The sequence below is a fragment of the Paraburkholderia pallida genome (assembly GCF_004524855.1).
GTDB classification, from domain to species: domain Bacteria; phylum Pseudomonadota; class Gammaproteobacteria; order Burkholderiales; family Burkholderiaceae; genus Paraburkholderia; species Paraburkholderia oxyphila.
Map to the genome: position 1 here is coordinate 1,964,500 of NZ_CP038148.1, position 18,287 is coordinate 1,982,786.

At 68.1% G+C, this 18,287-nt stretch carries 14 protein-coding genes; 12 read left to right on the plus strand and 2 right to left on the minus strand.

Annotated features, from left to right (window positions below; genetic code table 11):
• The first annotated feature begins 27 nt into the window (after positions 1–27).
• The 9 genes from E1956_RS08935 to E1956_RS08975 all read left to right on the plus strand — a co-directional run bounded on the left by E1956_RS08935 (position 28) and on the right by E1956_RS08975 (position 11,353).
• Entirely contained in the window at positions 28–1,008 is a 981-nt protein-coding gene (locus tag E1956_RS08935) for a GlxA family transcriptional regulator (protein ID WP_084688067.1), read from the plus strand.
• Positions 1,009–1,275: 267 nt separating this feature from the next.
• Positions 1,276–2,493 carry an aspartate aminotransferase family protein gene (locus E1956_RS08940; RefSeq protein WP_134748272.1) on the plus strand — a complete coding sequence of 406 codons (1,218 nt, stop codon included), beginning with the start codon at positions 1,276–1,278 and terminating at the stop codon, positions 2,491–2,493.
• A 35-nt stretch (positions 2,494–2,528) separates the two neighbouring features.
• Positions 2,529–3,629, plus strand: a complete 1,101-nt coding sequence (gene aruF / locus E1956_RS08945) for an arginine/ornithine succinyltransferase subunit alpha (protein ID WP_134748273.1) — start codon at positions 2,529–2,531, stop codon at positions 3,627–3,629.
• Positions 3,626–4,660 (plus strand): arginine N-succinyltransferase, encoded by a 1,035-nt coding sequence (gene astA, locus E1956_RS08950; RefSeq protein WP_134748274.1) that lies wholly within the window; start codon positions 3,626–3,628, stop codon positions 4,658–4,660. The genes aruF and astA overlap by 4 nt, the downstream gene beginning before the upstream one ends.
• Positions 4,661–4,700: 40 nt before the next feature.
• Positions 4,701–6,164 carry a succinylglutamate-semialdehyde dehydrogenase gene (gene astD, locus E1956_RS08955; protein ID WP_134748275.1) on the plus strand — a complete coding sequence of 488 codons (1,464 nt, stop codon included), beginning with the start codon at positions 4,701–4,703 and terminating at the stop codon, positions 6,162–6,164.
• Between the two features lie 9 nt (positions 6,165–6,173).
• Positions 6,174–7,550, plus strand: coding sequence for an N-succinylarginine dihydrolase (gene astB, locus E1956_RS08960; RefSeq protein WP_134748276.1), 1,377 nt, complete (start codon positions 6,174–6,176; stop codon positions 7,548–7,550).
• 34 nt (positions 7,551–7,584) lie between these two features.
• On the plus strand, positions 7,585–8,628 hold the full coding sequence (gene astE, locus E1956_RS08965; protein WP_134750477.1) for a succinylglutamate desuccinylase: 1,044 nt from the start codon (positions 7,585–7,587) through the stop codon (positions 8,626–8,628).
• A 244-nt stretch (positions 8,629–8,872) separates the two neighbouring features.
• A complete protein-coding gene (locus E1956_RS08970) occupies positions 8,873–9,667 on the plus strand; it encodes an ABC transporter substrate-binding protein (protein WP_134748277.1) in 795 nt (264 codons plus the stop codon).
• 294 nt (positions 9,668–9,961) lie between these two features.
• Complete coding sequence (locus E1956_RS08975; protein ID WP_134748278.1) at positions 9,962–11,353, plus strand: EAL and HDOD domain-containing protein; 1,392 nt, start codon at positions 9,962–9,964, stop codon at positions 11,351–11,353.
• Positions 11,354–11,470: 117 nt separating this feature from the next.
• On the opposite strand, the gene E1956_RS08980 is transcribed toward E1956_RS08975, so the two are convergent.
• Entirely contained in the window at positions 11,471–12,913 is a 1,443-nt protein-coding gene (locus E1956_RS08980) for an HDOD domain-containing protein (protein WP_134750479.1), read from the minus strand.
• 48 nt (positions 12,914–12,961) lie between these two features.
• Positions 12,962–14,959 carry a putative bifunctional diguanylate cyclase/phosphodiesterase gene (locus E1956_RS08985; RefSeq protein ID WP_134748279.1) on the minus strand — a complete coding sequence of 666 codons (1,998 nt, stop codon included), beginning with the start codon at positions 14,957–14,959 and terminating at the stop codon, positions 12,962–12,964.
• 342 nt (positions 14,960–15,301) lie between these two features.
• Here E1956_RS08985 and E1956_RS08990 point away from each other — a divergent pair, with 342 nt between their 5' ends.
• The 3 genes from E1956_RS08990 (at position 15,302) to E1956_RS09000 (ending at position 18,091) form a co-directional block, all read left to right on the plus strand.
• A complete protein-coding gene (locus E1956_RS08990) occupies positions 15,302–16,669 on the plus strand; it encodes an EAL and HDOD domain-containing protein (protein WP_134748280.1) in 1,368 nt (455 codons plus the stop codon).
• A 205-nt stretch (positions 16,670–16,874) separates the two neighbouring features.
• Entirely contained in the window at positions 16,875–17,438 is a 564-nt protein-coding gene (locus E1956_RS08995) for a peroxiredoxin (RefSeq protein WP_028219122.1), read from the plus strand.
• A 185-nt stretch (positions 17,439–17,623) separates the two neighbouring features.
• Positions 17,624–18,091, plus strand: a complete 468-nt coding sequence (locus E1956_RS09000) for a hypothetical protein (protein WP_134748281.1) — start codon at positions 17,624–17,626, stop codon at positions 18,089–18,091.
• Positions 18,092–18,287 lie beyond the last annotated feature (196 nt).

The window sequence follows — 18,287 nt, forward strand, 5'->3', positions numbered from 1 at the left end:
GCGATCGTCGCGTTGCCGCCGGTCTCGATGTCGGGCGTGGGCCCCATCGTCGACGCGCTCAATCTCGCCAACGAGATCGACGGCCGCGCGCTCTACCGCTGGCAGATGTGTTCGTGGAACGGCCGGCCCGTGCCGCTCTCGGGCGGCGCGCAATGGCCCGCCGACTGCGCGTTCGGCGACGCGCTCTCGTGCGACTGGCTCATCGTCGTGACCGAGCGCTATCAGCAGTTCGCCGACTACCGCCTGTTTCTCGCGAGCCTCGCGCGCGTGGGGCAGCGCACGCCGCTCGTGACTGGCATCCACCATGGCATCTGGTGGCTCGCGATGGCGGGCCAACTCCAGGGCTATCGCGTCGCCGTGAACTGGGAGACTTATCAGCAGTTCTCCGAGCAGTTCGAGCGCACCATCGTCACGCAGCACATCTATGAGATCGACCGCGACCGCGCGACCTGCTCGGGCGGCCAGGCCACGCTCGATTTCATGCTCGCGATGATCGGCCGTGAGCATGGTCCGGAGCTGGTGGACCGCATCGCCGACGCACTGGGCGCCAGCACGCTCAGGAGCGGCGACGAGCGCCAGCGCATTCCGTTCGTGACCGCGCCCGGCGAGCGCCATCCGCGCCTGAACGACGCGCTCATGCTGATGGAAGCGAATATCGAAGATCCGCTCACGACCGACGAGATCGCCGGCCACGTGGGCGTTTCGCGCCGGCAGCTCGAGCGGCTGTTCCGGCAGTACCTGAACGCGATGCCGTCGAAGTACTACCTGGGCCTGCGCCTCGCGAAGGCGCGCTCGCAGTTGCAGCGCACCAGCAAGTCGGTGGTGCAGATCAGCCTCGCGTGCGGGTTTTCATCGGCGGCGCACTTTTCCAACGCTTATCGCGAGCGCTTCGGCGTGACGCCGCGCGAGGACCGCCGCAACTGGATCGAGCGCCAGCACGGCGGCGCGGCAGGCGCGGTGCAGGAGCCGCGCGCGGGCGCGCTCGTGGAGCCACCGGAGCGCGACTGAGTCCGGCTGAGCGCTGATTGTGCGCTGAATGAGCGCTGAATGAGCGCGGCCGCCGGTGGCGGCTCGCGCCTGCTTATGCCTGCTTGTACCGGCTTTTGTCTGATCGCACCCGCATTCAGGTTCCGACGAAAAAACACGTCGCGGTTACGCAAGACGATTGCCGCACGGTTGCCTACACTGTTTCCGTTAGTGCTGAAAAGGGCGCTGCGCCGCAACCGACGCGCCGCCCGAAGCCAGAACCCCAATTTGAGCCCAAGAGGATTCGCCATGAACGACCAGACTGTGAGCCGCAAGACCTTCGACGAAGTGATGGTGCCGTGCTTTTCGCCCGCGCCGTTCGTCCCCGACCGTGGCGAGGGCTCGCGCGTATGGGACACCGAGGGCCGCGACTATATCGACTTCGCGTGCGGCATCGCCGTGACCTCGCTCGGCCACGCCAATCCCGAGCTGCTGCGCGTGCTGCACGAGCAGGGCGGCAAGCTCTGGCACATCGGCAACGGCTACACCAATGAGCCGGTGCTGCGCCTCGCGCGCAAGCTCGAAGCGCTCACGTTCGCCGAGCGCGCGTTCTTCGCGAATTCGGGTGCCGAGGCCAACGAGGCCGCGCTCAAGCTCGCGCGCCGCGTCGCGTTCGAGCGCCATGGCGAGCAGAAGACCGAGATCATCTCGTTCACGCAGTCGTTCCATGGCCGCACCTTCTTCACGGTGAGCGTGGGCGGCCAGCCGAAGTATTCGGAAGGCTTCGGCCCGGTGCCCGCCGGCATCGTGCACCTCCCGTACAACGACATCGAGGCGGCGAAGCGCGCGATCGGTGCGCAGACCTGCGCCGTGATCGTCGAGCCCGTGCAGGGCGAGGGCGGCGTGATTCCCGCCGATCCGGCCTTCCTGCAAGCGCTGCGCGAGGCCTGCGACGCGCACAACGCGCTGTTGATTTTCGACGAAGTGCAAACGGGCGTGGGCCGCACCGGCACCTTCTACGCCTACGAAGACACGGGTGTGACGCCGGACATCCTCACCACGGCCAAGGCGCTCGGCAACGGCTTTCCGATTGGCGCGATGCTCACGACCGAAGCGATCGCGGCGCACTTCAAGGTGGGCGTGCACGGCACGACCTACGGCGGCAACCCGCTGGGCGCGGCGATCGCCGACAAGGTGGTCGAGCTCGTGAGCGACCCGGCACTGCTGGCCGGCGTGCGCGCGCGCGGCGAGGCGATCCGCGCGAAGCTCGCGCATCTGAACGAGCGCTTCGACGTGTTCACGGAAGTGCGCGGCAAGGGCCTCCTGATCGGCGCCGAGCTGAACGCACGCTTTGCCGGCCGCGCGAAGGACTTCAACGCGGCGGCCGCGAACCGGGGCGTGATGATGCTGATCGCCGGCCCCGATGTGCTGCGCTTCGCACCGTCGCTCATCATTCCCGAAGCGGACCTGAACGAGGGCTTCGCGCGCCTCGAGAAGGCCTTCGAAGATGTGATCGGCGCGCGCTGAAATCGCGGCGCGCCCCACTCGACACAGGACCGACGATGCTATTCGTTCGCCCCGCAAGGCTCTCCGATCTCGATGCGATCGCCCACATGGCCCGCACCGCGCAGCCCGTGCTGCACTCGCTGCCGCACGACCGCGCGGCGCTGGAAGCGCGCATCGCGCTTTCCGAGGACTCGTTTCGCGCCCAGGTGGATTTCCCCGGCGAGGAGTTCTATCTCTTCGTGCTCGAAGACTCGGCGACGGGCAAGCTCGTCGGCACCTCGAGCGTCGTGGCGGCCGCGGGCTACTCGGAGCCGTTCTACGCGTTTCGCAACGACGCACTGATTCACGCCTCGCGCGAGCTGCACGTGAACCGCAAGATTCACGCGCTCACCATGTCGCACGAGCTCACGGGCAAGAGCCGGCTCGCGGGCTTCTACATCGACCCGTCGCTGCGCGGCGACGCGGCCGCGCATCTGATGTCGCGCGCCCGCATGATGTACGTGGCGATGAACCGGCGCCGCTTCACGCCCGAGGTGTTCTCGCTCCTGCTCGGCGTGACCGACGACGCGGGCGTCTCGCCGTTCTGGGAAGCGGTGGGGCGCAAGTTCTTCGGCCGCGATTTCAAGGACATCGAAATGGTGTCGGGCGGCCGCAGCCGCACCTTCATCGCCGAGGTGATGCCTGCGTATCCGCTTTATGTTCCGCTGCTGCCCGAGTCCGCGCAGCGCGTGCTGGGCGAGCCTGACCCGAGCGCGTTGCTCGCCTACGAGATTCATCTGGAAGAGGGCTTCGAGACGGACCGCTACGTCGATATCTTCGACGCGGGCCCCGTGATGACCGCGCAGGTGGATCGCACGTCGTCGGTCTCGGGCAATGAGACGCGCACGGTGCGCGAGAGCGCAAGCGCGGCGCAGGGCGCGAAGTATCTCGTCGCGAGCCAGCATGGCGGCGAGTTCCGCTGTGCACTGGCGACGCTGCCTGAGGCGGTTGAAGCCGCGAGTGCCGCGCGCCATGGCGTACACGTGCCGGCCTCGGCGCCGCTCGACGCGGCCACGCGCGCGGCGCTCAATGTGCAGGATGGCGAAGCGGTGCGCTGCGCACCGCTGTATCGGGACACGCCGCAAAACGAGGACGAATCGATGGGAGAAGCGCAATGATCGTGGTACGCGTCGTGCAGACGGGCGATGTGGACGCGCTCGTCGCGCTCGCCCAGGAAACCGGCCCCGGCCTCACTACCTTCAAGCCCGACCGCGAGGCACTGGCGGCGCGCATCGAGCGCACGCGCCGCACGCTCGCGGGCGAGGCCTCGCAGGGCGAGGCGGGCTACTTCTTCGTGATGGAAGACACCGCGACCGGCGACGTGGCCGGCGTGTGCGGCATCGAAACCGCCGTGGGCCTGCAGCAGCCGTTCTACAACTATCGCGTGAGCACGGTCGTGCACGCGAGCCAGGACCTCGGCATCTGGACGCGCATGCGCGCGCTGAACATCTCGCACGACCTCACGGGCTATGCCGAGGTGTGCTCGCTGTTCCTCTCGCCGCGCTATCGCACGGGCGGCATGGGCGGCCTGCTCTCGCGCTCGCGCTTCATGTTCATCGCGCAGTTCCGCGAGCGCTTTCCGGAGCGCATCTGCGCCGAATTGCGCGGGCATTTCGATGAGGAAGGCACGTCGCCGTTCTGGCGCGCCGTCGGTTCGCACTTCTATCAAATCGACTTCAACGCGGCCGACTACCTGAGCTCGCACGGCCGCAAGGCGTTTCTCGCCGAGCTGATGCCGCGCTTTCCGGTGTACGTCGAGCTGCTGCCCGAGGATGCGCAGGCCTGCGTGGGCCTCACGCACGCCGACACGGTGCCGGCGCGGCGCATGCTCGAAGCCGAAGGGCTGCGCTACGAGAATCACGTCGACATCTTCGACGCGGGCCCCGTGCTCGAATGCCATACCTCCGACTTGCGCACGGCGCGCGAGAGCGTGGTGGTGCCCGTGCGGATCGGTACGCAGGTGGCGCAAGAGGGCGTGCGCTCGCTCGTGTCGAACACGTCGCTGACCGACTTCCGCGTGGGCTTCGCCCCGGGCGTCGTGCACGATGGCGTGTTCACGCTGAGCGCGCAGGAAGCGGCGGCGCTGAACGTCGCAGAGGGCGAGCCGGTGCGCGTGCTGGGCGCGGCGCACAAGCCGCGGCAAGGTTAAGGGCGGGGCCGATAAGCCACGCAGAAAGACAAGGATGACCATGAACGAGCTTTTCATCGATGGGCAATGGTGCGCGGCTAGCGGCCCCGCATTCGCTTCGCACAATCCGGGCACGGGCGAGACCGTGTGGAGCGGCAACGCCGCGAGCGCCGAGGATGTGGACCGCGCTGTGAGCGCGGCGCGCCGCGCCTTCGTCGAGTGGTCGCAGACGCCGTTCGAGGCACGCTGCGAGATCGTCAAGCGCTTCGCGGCGCTCGTCACCGAGCGCAAGGAGCCACTCGCGCAGGCGATCGGCCGCGAGACCGGCAAGCCGCTCTGGGAAGCGCGCACCGAGGCCGCCTCGATGGCCGCCAAGGTGGCGATCTCGATCACGGCCTATGGCGAGCGCACCGGCGAGAAGCGCAGCGAAATGGCCGACGGCACGGCCGTGCTGCGCCATCGCCCGCACGGCGTGGTGGCCGTGTTCGGGCCGTACAACTTCCCGGGCCATCTGCCCAACGGCCACATCGTGCCGGCGCTGATCGCGGGTAACGCGGTCGTGTTCAAGCCTTCGGAGCTGGCGCCGGACGTTGCGCGCGCAACGGTCGAGATCTGGCGCGAGGCGGGGCTGCCCGCGGGCGTGCTCAATCTCGTGCAGGGCGAGCGCGACACGGGCATTGCGCTCGCGAACCATCGCCAGATCGACGGGCTGTTCTTCACGGGCAGCTCGGATACCGGCACGCTGCTGCATCGCCAGTTCGGCGGCCGCCCCGAGATCGTGCTCGCGCTGGAGATGGGCGGCAATAACCCGCTCGTCGTGGCGCCTGTGGAAGATATCGACGCCGCCGTGCATCACGCGATCCAGTCGGCGTTTCTCTCGGCGGGGCAGCGCTGCACTTGCGCGCGCCGCATCCTCGTGCCGGCCGGCGCGTTCGGCGACCGCTTCATCGAGCGCTTCGTCGAAGTGTCCTCGCGCATCGCGGTGGGCGAATACAATGCCGAGCCGCAGCCGTTCATGGGCGCCGTGATCTCGGCGCGCGCGGCGGCAAAGCTGATTCAGGCGCAGGCCCAACTGCTCGAACGCGGCGCGAAGGCGCTCTTGCGCATGGAGCAGCGCGACCCCGCGCTCGGCTTCGTGACGCCGGGCATCCTCGACGTGACGAACGTGGCCGACCTGCCCGACGAGGAGCACTTCGGGCCGCTCGCGCAAATCATCCGCTACGCCGGTTTCGATGACGCCATCGCGCAGGCCAACAACACGGCCTATGGCCTCTCGGCGGGCCTGCTCGCCGACGATGCCGCGCTCTGGCAGCGCTTCTCGCGCGAGATCCGCGCGGGCATCGTGAACTGGAACCGGCCCACCAACGGCGCGTCGAGCGGCGCGCCCTTCGGCGGCCCGGGCCGCTCGGGCAACCACCGTCCGAGCGCGTTCTACGCCGCCGACTACTGCGCCTGGCCGATGGCCTCGGTCGAGAGCGCACAGCTGACCATGCCCGCGAGCGTCTCGCCGGGCCTTCAATTCTGAGGATCGACGATGACTAACCATGCAACGGCTTCCGCAGCGGCGCTCGCGGGCACCCTGGAAGCCAACTTCGACGGACTCGTCGGCCCCACGCACAATTACGCCGGGCTCTCGTTCGGCAACGTCGCCTCGCAGAACAACGAGAAGTCGGTCGCGAACCCGCGCGCCGCCGCGCAACAGGGCTTGCGCAAGATGAAGCGCCTTGCCGACCTGGGCTTCGCGCAGGGCGTGCTGCCGCCGCAGGAGCGCCCCTCGATGCGCCTGTTGCGCGAGCTGGGCTTCACGGGCAAGGACGCCGACGCCATCGCGCGCGCCGCGAAGGACGCACCCGAGCTGCTCGCGGCCGCGAGCTCCGCCTCGGCGATGTGGACCGCCAACGCGGCCACCGTGAGCCCCTCGGCCGACACGCCCGAGCGCCGCGTGCACTTCACGCCCGCGAACCTGTGCAGCAAGCTGCATCGCGCGATCGAGCACGAGTACACGCGCCGCACGCTCGGCACGATCTTCGCGGACCCGTCGCACTTCGTGGTGCACGACGCGCTGCCCGGCACGCCCGCGCTCGGCGACGAAGGCGCAGCGAATCACACGCGTTTTTGCGCCCAATACGGCGATCGCGGCGTGGAGTTCTTCGTCTATGGCCGTAGCGAGTACCGTCGCGGGCCGGAGCCCAAGCGCTTCCCGGCGCGCCAGACCTTCGAGGCGAGCCGCGCGATCGCACATCGCCATGGCCTGACCGACGACATGACGGTGTTCGCGCAGCAGAGCCCCGAGGTGATCGACGCCGGCGTGTTCCATAACGACGTGATCGCCGTGGGCAACCGCAGCACGCTGTTTTGCCACGAGCGCGCATTCGTCGACCAGAACAAGGTCTACGACGAGCTGCGCGGGAAGCTCGAGGCGCACCGCGCGCCGTTCGACGTGATCGAAGTGCCCGACGCCCAGGTGAGCGTGGCGGACGCGGTCTCGTCGTATCTGTTCAACAGCCAGCTCCTGAGCCGCGCCGACGGCAAGCAGATTCTCGTCGTGCCGCAGGAATGCCGCGAGAATCCGCGCGTGGCGAACTATCTCGACGAGCTGGCCGCGAAGAGCGGCCCCATCGACGAGGTGCTCGTGTTCGACTTGCGCGAGAGCATGAAGAACGGCGGCGGCCCCGCGTGCCTGCGCTTGCGCGTGGTGCTGAGCGAGGCCGAGCGCGCGGCGGTGGCGCCGGGCGTGTGGATGAACGATGCGCTGTTCGGGCGCCTCGACGCGTGGATCGCGAAGCACTATCGCGACCGCCTTGCGCCGCAGGACCTCACCGATCCGGCGCTGCTGGTGGAGTCGCGCACGGCGCTCGACGAGCTCACGCAGATCCTCGGCCTGGGGTCGCTCTATGACTTCCAGCGCTGAGCCGGCCGGGTCCTTGCACGCGGCAGGGGCGGCCATGCCCGAATGCCTCGCCGATTTTCTCGCCACGACGCTGAAAGGCCAGCGGCCCACCAGCGAGGCGCAAGCGCAAGGCAGTTGTGCGTACGGCGCGGTGCGCTGGCAGTGGCTAGACGAAGGCGTGCTGCAACTCGAGCCCGAGTACACCGGTGGCGCACGGTCCGAGACGCTCAAGAGCGTGCTGCTCTCCGCAGGCGTGCACGGCGACGAGACCGCGCCCATCGAGCTGCTTTCGCAGATGGTGGCCGATCTCGCGGCGGGGCGCCTCGCGCTCGCATGCCGCTTGCTGGTCGTGCTCGGCAACGTGGCGGCGATGCGCGCCGCCACGCGCTACGAAGACGACGACCTCAACCGTCTGTTCGGCGGCCGCCACGCGCGCGTGCCGCAAAGCCGCGAGGCGCCGCGCGCCGTCGTGCTCGAAACGGCGGCGCAGCGTTTCTTCGCCGATGCGCCTGTGCTGCCCGGCGCGCGCTGGCACCTCGACATGCACACGGCGATCCGCGCCTCGGCGTTCGAGCAGTTCGCGCTGCTGCCTTATACAGGCGACGCGCCTTCGCGCGCGATGTTCGACTGGCTCGCCGACGCGCGCATCGCCGCCGTCCTGATCCATACGGAGAAGGGCGCCACGTACTCGTCGTTCACCGCCGATGCGTGCGGCGCGCTCGCGTGCACGCTCGAGCTCGGCAAGGTGCAGCCGTTCGGGCAGAACGATCTCGCGCGTTTTGCGCCGGCCGACGCGGCGGTGCGCAGGCTCGTTTCGGGCGCGCAGGCCGCTGAGGACGAACCGATGCCGCGCGTCTTCACGGTGATCGGCCAGATTACGAAGCAAAGCGATGCCTTCGCGCTGCACGTAGCCGCCGACGTGCCGAACTTCACGCCGTTCGCGCGTGGCACGGTGCTGGCTGAGGACGGCACGTATCGCTACGTCGTCGCACACGACGAAGAGCGCATCGTGTTTCCGAATCCCACCGTGAAGCCGGGCTTGCGTGCGGGTTTGCTCGTGGTCGATACGACCGCCGAGACGCTCGCCTCGCTGAGCTGAATTGCCTGAACCGCGCGCGGCCCGCGAAGCTCGCACCGAGCCGCGCGTGCCGCGCGAAAACCCCCGCCAGGATGCGTTTTCCGGCCGCTTGTGCCGGGCGCGGTACAATCGCGGCCTCGCGGTTGCTGCGGCGCGTCATAGACGATGCGCCCGTTTGAACCGCCACTTTGGCGCAGCGATCCTGCACCGAAGCGCGCCATAGGACCTCTGAAGCGCGCTGTAATTCGACTGAACTGAGACACTGATGAACATGAACTGGAACAAGCTGGCCACTTTCACGCTCTGCGCGGCCTTCACGCTGGCCACGGGCGCGGCCCACGCCGCCGATATCAAGGAAATCCGCTTCGGCGTCGAGGCGTCGTACGCGCCGTTCGAATCGAAGTCGCCGACGGGCGAGCTGCAGGGCTTCGACATCGACGTCGGCAACGCGGTCTGCGCGAAGCTCAAGGCGAAGTGCGTGTGGGTGGAGAACTCGTTCGACGGCCTGATTCCGGCGCTGCAAGCGCGCAAGTTCAACGCCATCAACTCGGACATGACGATCACGGATCAGCGCCGCCAGGCCATCGATTTCACCGATCCGATCTACGCGATTCCCAACCAGATGATCGCGAAGAAGGGCAGCCCGCTGCTGCCCACGCCCGAGTCGCTCAAGGGCAAGCACGTGGGCGTGCTCCAGGGCACGATTCAGGAGACCTACGCGAAGGCCAAGTGGGCGCCCGTGGGCGTCGACGTCGTGCCGTATCAGACCCAGGACCAGATCTACGCCGACCTCGCCTCGGGCCGTCTCGACGCTGCCTTCCAGGACGCCGAGGCTGCATCGAAGGGCTTCCTGAACAAGCCGCAGGGCGCGGGCTTCGCGTTCGCGGGTCCGCAGGTCGTCGACGCGAAGCTGCTCGGCGAGGGCGTGGGCTACGGCGTGCGCAAGAACGACGCGGCGCTCAAGGCCGCGCTCAACGGCGCGCTCAAGGAACTCAAGGCCGACGGCACGATCGACAAGATCGCCGCGAAGTACTTCGACGTGAAGGTCGTGCTCAAGTAAGCGCGCAAACGCGCACATGCGTGAGCGGCGGGCGGAGTCCCGCCGCGAATGCCGGCGAGGGCGTTGCCCCGCCGGCATTTTTTATGTGCGCCGCGCGCAGGCTTCATATGCTCGACGCATCGGCCAGGATAAAATCGATCGGCAAAGAAAGCGCCTTGGCGGCCGCACTGGCCGTGTGAACGGCGAGCAACAAGAAGCAAGAACAAGCAAGAAAGCAATAACAAGCAAGAACGAGCCACACGAGAGACCATACGATCCGCGCCCGCGCAAAGCGAGGCGCTTTGCGGGGGACCCATGAGCTTCAATGCCGCAGACCGGCCGCGTGTGTCCGGCGTCGAAGGCAGCCATCGGATAGCCGAATCTTCGACCGAACCGCCGGCCAATCCCTATCAGGTTTATTTTGCGCGTGTGCCGCTGCTCGATCGCGACGGCATGCTCTGCGCGTTCGAGACGCTGCCGCGCGTCGTGTTGCGCGAAGGCTTCGAGCAACATGTTGAGACCGATGTCGGCGAAGCATCGTCGAGTGACGCCGCGGCGCAGAGCGGGGCGCTGAACCAGGCGCTGATCGAAGCGTTCGCCGCGCCCACGCTGCGCGCGGCGTTGACTGGCCATCCAGCGTGGCTCGACCTGACGCGCGAGCTCTTGTTCGACGACCTGCTACTGCGGGTGCCCGCCGATCGCGTGATCCTCGAGCTGCCGCCCGGCATCGGCGCCGATCCCGACGTGATCGCGCGGCTCGTCAAGCTGCACGGCAAGCGCTATCGCTTCGCGCTCGACCACGTCACGAAAGCCGATGAGTCGTTCGCGAAGCTGCTGCCCTATGTGGACGCCGTCAAGCTCGATCCGCGCGGCATCGCGCCTGCGCTGCTGCCGAAGTTCGCAAGCGTGCTCAAGGCGGCGGGCAAGATTCTCGTGGCGCTGAACATCGAGACGCCCGCCGAACACGAGCGCGCTCACGCGCTGGGCTTCGACCGCTTCCAGGGCTACTACTTCGCGAAGCCGCAGGGCGGGGCGCGCCGTGCGAGCGCGCCGCGCCAGGCGTTGCTGAGCTTGCTGCAGCTACTGGCCTCGGAGCCCAGCGTGATGCAGCTCGAAGCGGAGTTGAAGCTCAATCCCGTGCTCGTGATGCATCTGATGCGGCTCGCGAATTCGAGCAGCTTCGGTCTCGGGCGCAAGGTGAGCACGCTGCGCGAGGCGATCAACGCGACGGGCACGAATCGCATCACGCGCTGGACGCAGCTCCTGCTGTACGCGGACGGCCGCAAGATCTCGCTCGAAGACGATCCGCTGCTGCAGCTCGCGGCCACGCGCGCGCGGTTCATGGAGCTTGCCGCGGCGGTGCTGCCCGAAGCCGGGCCTGCGGAGGAAGATGCGGCGTTTCTGGTCGGCGTGTTCTCGTTCGTCGACGCCGTGTTCGGCGGCCAACTCGACCAGACGCTCGAAATGCTCAGGCTAGCCAAGCCGATCCGTGCGGCCATCGCGCGCCGCGAAGGCGTGCTGGGCCGCCTGCTTGGCGTGAGCGAGGCGCTGGAGCACGCCGACTGGGCGGCCGTGGAGGCGGCGTGCGCCACGCTCGCGCCGCTCGATGCGGGGGCGCTGGCGGCGCTTGCGCTCGCGGCCGCGGAGTGGGCCGGCACGGCCGACCGCAACGCCGAAGCCGAGGGGTTGGAGCGCATCGAGGACTGAGGTTCTGGCGGAATGGGCCTGAGCAGGCGAGCGAGGCCACACACTGGCGGCGCTGGGGGTACAGGCGTGACCCGAGTGACCCTGGCGACCGATGGGACTTGCAGTGACTGAAGACGCTTACGCCTTCACGGGACTCGCGACGAAGAACCGCGCCAGCTCGTGCGCGAGCTCGTTCAGCGCGCTCATTTCCTTCTGCAGGATGCGGCGCGGCTCCTGGCTCAGCAACCAGTCGCCGTAGAGCAGCGCCACGGGCGGCTCGCCAGGGTGGGCCACCGGCAGCAGCACGAATGCGCGCGCGTCGTCGAGGCGTGCGCGGTACCAGGCCGGCAGACGCGCGAGCATTTTCGGGTCGCGCGCGTTTTCGATGAAGATGCCCACCGAGTTTGCAATCGCGAGATGGAACACGTCGGGCTGGAACGCCGCGCTGAACGCGAGCTTCTCCAGATTGTCTTCCACCTGGGGGCCGAACCCGCGCTGCGCCTCGAACATGTTCGCGCCGCGCCGCACGAACACGAGCGTGCGCGCGAAGCCGAGGCCGGCCAGCACGGTCTCGGTAGCGAGCGTGAGCGCCGTGGAGAGCGGGCTCCCGGCGGGTAGCGCCCGCAGGTCTTCCACGCCCGCGGCAATGCGCGCCTCGGGGTCGAGCGCTTCGCGCGCGATGGCGTCGGCGTTCGCGCGCAGCTCGACGATCTCGCGCATCACACCGTCGTCGGCTTCTTCGTTGGCGAGCGCGAGGCTCATCTGCACGAGCGCTTCCGGATCGGTGGAGAGCGCGCGCCCGTAATAATGCGCGAGATCCGAAATGTGCTCTTCGCGCGCTTCGTCGGTCAGGCTCGTGGTGGTGAGCACGCGCGCCACCTCGGTCGAATAGTTCGTGATCGCGCGCAGCCATTGCACCTGGCGCGACTCGCTGCCCGCCGGATCGTATTCACCCATGCCTTCGCGGATCGTTTCGGGCAGGCGCCAGCGCGAGGCCGCGTCCTGGCCGATTTCGGTGAAGGTTACGCCGAGCACGTCGATGCAGGCATCGTCTTCGTTCGTGCCTTGCTCGCATTCTCGGCGGATCTGCTCCCACTCGGGCTCGAGGTAGAACACCACGAGCAGCTTGCCCACCTGGCGCATCAGCGTGCAGACCACGGCCTCTTCGCCCGCGCGCAGGTCGCCGCGCTCGGTCAGCTTGCGCGCGACGCAGCCCGAGAGCATCGTGCGGTTCAGTTCGAGCTTGGCGTCGATGCGACGCGGCGCGCTGTGATGAAAGTGGTCGACGATCTTCAGGCCCACCACGAGATGGCCGACCGCGTCCATGCCGAGCACCATCAGCGCGCGCGTGACGGTCGTGATGTTGCCGCCGAAGGCCATGTACATGGCGGAGTTGGCGAGCCGCAGCACCTTCTGCGTGAGCGCGAAGTCCGAGAGCACGACCTTCACGAGCGCGGTGAAGTCGTAGTCGTCGTTGGTCATGGCGGCGACGGTCGTGCGCAGCGATTGCGACAGCATGGGGAAGTCGCCGCGCTCGTTCATACGAGCCCAGAGCCGGTCGAGCAGGACTGCCTTTACCATCTGAACCATGTCAATTTCGCTAATGCCCTGCGTGTATCGGTGCCGTGTTCAATGCACGCCGTGGACGTGCAAGGTGCGCGACTCGAAACGCTGCGAGAGCTCCTCCGAAGGCAGAGCCTTGCAGACGAGCCATCCCTGAATGTGATCGCAGCCCATCTTCGTGAGCAGCTCGCGCTGCGCCTCGGTCTCGACGCCTTCGGCGACGAGCTCGAGCTCGAGCGTGCGCGCGAGGCCCACCACGGCGTTGACGATCGCCTGATCGTTGCGCGAGGTGAGCAGGTTCACGACGAAGCTGCGGTCGATCTTCAGTTTCGAAAGCGGAAAGCGCTGCAGATACGCGAGGCTCGAATACCCGGTGCCGAAGTCGTCCACGGCAAAGCGGATGCCGAGCCCCGTGAGCTCCTCGAGCAGCGTGACCGCGTGCTGCGGGTCGTGCATCAGCACGCTTTCGGTGATCTCGAAGACGAGCCGGCGCGGATCGATCCCGGTGAGCCGGATCGCTTCTTCGACGCTTTCCTTGAAACGCGGATTGCGGAACTGCTGCGGCGAGACGTTGACGGCGACGTACTGCAGGGCAATGCCTTGCTCGTCCCATTGGGTCAGCTGCATGCAGGCCGCCCGCAAAACCCAGTTGCCGAGATAATTAATCAGGCCGACGGATTCCGCAAGCGGGATAAATGTTGATGGCGGCACGAGCCCATGCAAGGGATGTTGCCAGCGGATCAACGCTTCGACCCCGACCACGCCGCGCGTCGCGCTGCTCGTGATGGGCTGGAAGTGCAGCGAGAATTCGCCGTTGCGCACGCCGTCGTGCAGGTCCGATTCGAGCTTCAGGCGCTGGGCGTCGGTCGGATCGTCATCGGGCACGTGCAGCATCAAAGTGTTGCCGCCCGCGGCCTTGGCCTGTTGCAGCGCCTGGTCGGCGCGGCGGATGAGCGGCGTGCTTTCGGGCTGCGCATCGCTTTCGCCGCAGTCCGGGCGCTGCTCGGGATGGAACGCGATGCCGATGCTCGCCGCGAGGTGCACGGGCTGGTCGCGGAACGAATAGGGCTGCAGGATCGACGTGAGCAGGCGCCGCGCGAGCGCTTCGGCGGCGCCACGCACGTCGATGGGCGCGCCGCCGCGTGGCGGCACGCCTTGCGACGATCCATGCGACGTGGATGGCGGCGTGATCAGAATGGCGAACTCGTCGCTGCCGGTGCGCGCGATCAACTCGCCCGGACGGGTGAGGTGCGTGAGGCGGCGCGCGGTTTCGCGCAGCAACTCGTCGCCGGCATCGTAGCCGAGCGCGCGGTTCACGCGCTGATAGTCGTCGAGATCGAGCAGCAGCAGGGCGATGGGCGTGCCGTGCCGGTCGGCTTCGGCCTGCGCGCGTTCGAGCGCCGGCTCGAGCGCCGCCTGGTTTGGCAGGCCCGTGAGCGGATCGTGATGGAGCGCATGCGTGAGGCGCCCCTGCACGCGCTGCCAGTCCGAGACGTCGAAGCCGGCCACGGCGAAGCCGTCCACGCCGGACCAGGTGCTCGACTGCACGCGCAGCTCGACGGCGAGCGGGTAGGTGAGCGCCTTCACGAGATCGATCGTGTCCTTTTCGACTACGCCGCTCTCCTGCGCGCGCGCGAAGAGCGCGTCGAGGCGCGCGAGATCGTCGGGCGCCACGAGGTCGTGCAGTGTCGCGCCAAGCAGGAACTCGCGGTGATAGCCGGCAAAGCGCAGGCTCGCATCGGAGACGTAGAGAAAGCGCAGGTTGCGATCGACATGCACGAGGAAATCCACGGCGGCCGCCGTCTGCTCGAAGGCGCGCGAGCGCGCGTCGGCCCCGGTGGCTTCGCTGCTGGATGGGCGGCCCATGCCCCCGGTGGCCGCGCGCGCGGGCACGGTCTGTGCCTCCGGCAAAGGCGACGAGGGCGGCGCACCGTCCGCACAGGCGAGCGGGACGCCGGGATGGGCGTCGCGCCGCTCGCCTGTGCGCCCGGCGCGTGGCCGCAGGCGGTCCAGGACCGTGCGGAGCCAGCCCGGGAGGGGCGCGGTAATCCTGTTCGCTTCCATGTGTGTCGCTGGCAACCTGTGTACTAGTCGGCGTGTCGAGTCGGGCGCGCGGCTTGCATGCAAAGCGTGGCAGGGCCGCGCGCCGGGTTGCGGCAGCGGCGAAACGCGCTGCTGCTTGACGCGCCCATCAGACCGAGATATCGACCTCATACGCGAAATCTTTAGCGGCGCGGCAAAAAAACGGGCCAGGCGCCCGGGCAGCCGAACAAGGCGATGCCGGCGCGCGCAGATTCGGTTAAAGTGGCGCCGGCCGCGCGTGGGCTCTGCATCCGAACTGCATTGCCCCGACGAGATCCCAGAACGCGTCATCCAGACCGAACCCATCCGCTCGAATCTTCTGCCATGTCCGATTCATCGTCACCGTCCGCGCCGCCTGTGCGCGCGGCAACGCGAGACGCCAGCGGTGCCGGTGCACACCCGCAAGCGCAATCCGATCAGCCTGTCGCGCACAGTGCGCACGTTGGCTCCCAGCCGTTTGTCTACCTGGGGCGGCAGCCTATCCTCGACCGCAGCGGCGCGCTCAACGCGTACGAACTGCTGTTTCGGGGCAGCGCGCATAACCGCGCCGATGTGACCGACGACGCGCTCGCCACCGCCCACGTGATCACGCGCACCATGGGTCAGCTCGGCGTGCCTGCCGTGCTGGGGCGTCACCACGGCTACGTGAACATGAGCCGCGAGCTGCTCTTCGACGACATCGTGCATCTGTTGCCGCCGGGCCGTTTCGTGCTCGAGGTGCTCGAGCACGTGCACCTCGACATGGCGGTGCTCGAGCGCCTGGCGCAGCTGCGCCGCGACGGCTACCGCATCGCCTTCGACGACGTGAGCGCGCTCACCGACAACCTGCTTCGCGCGCTGCCCTATGCCGACATCGTCAAGGTCGATCTGCTGCAGGCCGAGCGCGCCGCGCTGCCCGCGCTTGTCGAGGCCATCGCAGCCGAGGGCAAGACGCTGATCGCCGAAAAGGTCGAGACGAGCGAGGACTTCGACTACGCCCGCGGCCTGGGCTTCGATCTGTTCCAGGGCTACTTCTTCGCGCGCCCGCAAATGTTGCACGCGCCACAAGTGCGCGCCTCGCGGCTTGCACTCGTGCGCCTGCTCGCGCTGGTGGCGAGCGACGTCGGCGTGGCCGAGCTCGAGCGCGAGCTGCGCAGCCATCCGGGCGTGATCGTGCAGCTGCTGCGGCTCGTCAATTCGAGCGCCTATGCGCCGGGGCGGCCGATCTCGTCGCTGCGCGAGGCCGTGCTCGCGGCCGGCACGCGCCAGATCGCGCGCTGGGCGCAGCTGTTGCTCTACGCGAGCGGCCGCGATCTGCCGTGGGCCAGCGACCCGCTCGTGCAGCTCGCGGGCACGCGCTCGCATTTCATGGAGCTGGCCGCGCGCAGCCTGGCGCCCAACGACGCCGTGTTCGCCGACGCCGCCTTCATGACGGGCATTTTCTCGCTAGTGCATGTGCTGGTGGGCTCGACGCCCGCGCACACGCTGGAGAAGCTCGGCCTCGCGCGCGAGATCAGCGAGGCCGTGGACGGCCAGCGTGGCGAGCTCGGCATGCTGCTGCGCGTGGCACAGGCCTGCGAGCGCGGCGACGACCGGCTTGCCGAGGCGCTCGTGAGCGAGGCGGGCGGGCGTTTCGCGGTGCTCACGCCGGCACTCCTCGGCGAGCTCAATCTGTGGGCGAGCGCCTGGTTTTCGGCGTATGCCGATGGCTGAAAGGCACGTGTCAGTCGTACGTCTTCGTGCTGCCCCGCGGTGCTCGTTCTGCGTGCGCAGGCGGAGTGTGGTCCAATAGGGCCGTTGCCGGACGCGGCGGGACCGCGCCGCAGACCGTCGTGCCATGCCTCGCCGCTCGCGCATCGAGCCGCCGCGCTGGCCCGGTTGCCGGTGACGCATTCGAGGTCATACGAGGACATCCGACATGAAACCGAGGTATTACGCGGCGGGGGCCGCGGCGCTCGTGTGCGCCGGACTTGCGTTCTTCGCCCTGAGCGCGCAGGCGACGCTCAAGCCGGGCGACCCCGCGCCCGATTTCACGACGCAGGCGTCGCTGGGCGGCAAAACCTATACCTACTCGCTCGCCGCAGAGCTCAAGAAGGGGCCGGTGGTGCTGTACTTCTACCCGGCGGCGTTCACCAAGGGCTGCACGATCGAGGCGCATGATTTTGCCGAGGCCGTCGACCAGTACAAGCAGTACGGCGCGACCGTGATCGGCGTATCGCACGACAACATCGACACCCTCACGAAGTTCTCGGTGAGCGAGTGCCGCAGCAAGTTCCCCGTTGCCGCCGACGAGGATTCGAAGATCATCAAGGCCTACGACGCGTCGATGCCGATGCACGACGCCATGGCTAATCGCGTTTCGTATGTGATCGCGCCGGACGGCAAGATCATCTACGAATACACGAGCCTCTCGCCCGACAAGCACGTGGAGAACACGCTGCGCGCCGTGAAGGAGTGGGCCGCGCAGCATCCGCAACAGTAAAACGCGACGCCTGCGGCGCGTAGCACGTCGCGTGCCGCGCGCCGCGGGACGTGAGTGGCGCTTGCGATGCGGCAAACGTGGGCCGCTTCGGCGGGGCCGCGCCTGTTGCGTGCTGGTATCGTGCAGCTTTTCCCGTTCCCGGTGGTCACCCGCGGCCTATGAGCCACTGCGGGGCCCGTCTTCGTATGCCTATCCTCGTTCTCTTCATCGTATTCGCCGCGCTCGTCTACGGCGCGGTCTGGTCGTTTCAGGCGTTGGCCGCGCGCTTTGGCACGGACGTGGCCATCGGCGTGGCCGCCGTGGTCGTGGCTGCGCTTGCCACGCTGCTTGCGAACTGGCTGCAGCGCCGCCGCGAAGTGGCGCCGAACTTGCGCGGCGAGGGCGACTGGACCCATCGCGTGGCGGGCGCGTGGGGCGAGGCGCGGCTCGCGGCCGGCAAGCGGCTGTGTGAAGTCAAACTGGGCGAGACGCGCGGCGCGTATATCTTCGCGGACCTGAAAGGCGCGCAACCCGGCGAGGACGCGAGCGGCTGGCACGTCGCCCTCAGCGTGGCCGATGCGGGCAAGCCGCTTTGGCAGTTGCCCATGCCCAACGAGCGCGAGGCGAAGCGCTGGGCGCGTATTTTTACGCTGGCGATCGGGCAGAAACTTTGAGGTCCAATTGTCGGGGCGGGCGGAGCCGTTCGCGCGCGAATGGCGCATTGGGCTTTCATGCTCGTCGCGCAGTCAGTTGCGCTCAAACAAGCTTTTCTCAATGAGATGAGCGGATGCGTCCTGGACCGCCTGGTGAGCGTTCGGCGCGAGGAATCGCGCTGGCATACTCGGCGATTTAGCTGAGTCTTCCCGGCGC

Bases quoted from the DNA above. Each gene is read 5' to 3' on its own strand.
- E1956_RS08935 (WP_084688067.1), top strand. From the start codon at position 28: ATGTCGGGCGTGGGCCCCATCGTCGACGCGCTCAATCTCGCCAACGAG.
- E1956_RS08940 (WP_134748272.1), top strand. From the start codon at position 1,276: ATGAACGACCAGACTGTGAGCCGCAAGACCTTCGACGAAGTGATGGTG.
- aruF (WP_134748273.1), top strand. From the start codon at position 2,529: ATGCTATTCGTTCGCCCCGCAAGGCTCTCCGATCTCGATGCGATCGCC.
- astA (WP_134748274.1), top strand. From the start codon at position 3,626: ATGATCGTGGTACGCGTCGTGCAGACGGGCGATGTGGACGCGCTCGTC.
- astD (WP_134748275.1), top strand. From the start codon at position 4,701: ATGAACGAGCTTTTCATCGATGGGCAATGGTGCGCGGCTAGCGGCCCC.
- astB (WP_134748276.1), top strand. From the start codon at position 6,174: ATGACTAACCATGCAACGGCTTCCGCAGCGGCGCTCGCGGGCACCCTG.
- astE (WP_134750477.1), top strand. From the start codon at position 7,585: ATGCCCGAATGCCTCGCCGATTTTCTCGCCACGACGCTGAAAGGCCAG.
- E1956_RS08970 (WP_134748277.1), top strand. From the start codon at position 8,873: ATGAACATGAACTGGAACAAGCTGGCCACTTTCACGCTCTGCGCGGCC.
- E1956_RS08975 (WP_134748278.1), top strand. From the start codon at position 9,962: ATGAGCTTCAATGCCGCAGACCGGCCGCGTGTGTCCGGCGTCGAAGGC.
- E1956_RS08980 (WP_134750479.1), bottom strand. From the start codon at position 12,913: ATGGTAAAGGCAGTCCTGCTCGACCGGCTCTGGGCTCGTATGAACGAG.
- E1956_RS08985 (WP_134748279.1), bottom strand. From the start codon at position 14,959: ATGGAAGCGAACAGGATTACCGCGCCCCTCCCGGGCTGGCTCCGCACG.
- E1956_RS08990 (WP_134748280.1), top strand. From the start codon at position 15,302: ATGTCCGATTCATCGTCACCGTCCGCGCCGCCTGTGCGCGCGGCAACG.
- E1956_RS08995 (WP_028219122.1), top strand. From the start codon at position 16,875: ATGAAACCGAGGTATTACGCGGCGGGGGCCGCGGCGCTCGTGTGCGCC.
- E1956_RS09000 (WP_134748281.1), top strand. From the start codon at position 17,624: ATGCCTATCCTCGTTCTCTTCATCGTATTCGCCGCGCTCGTCTACGGC.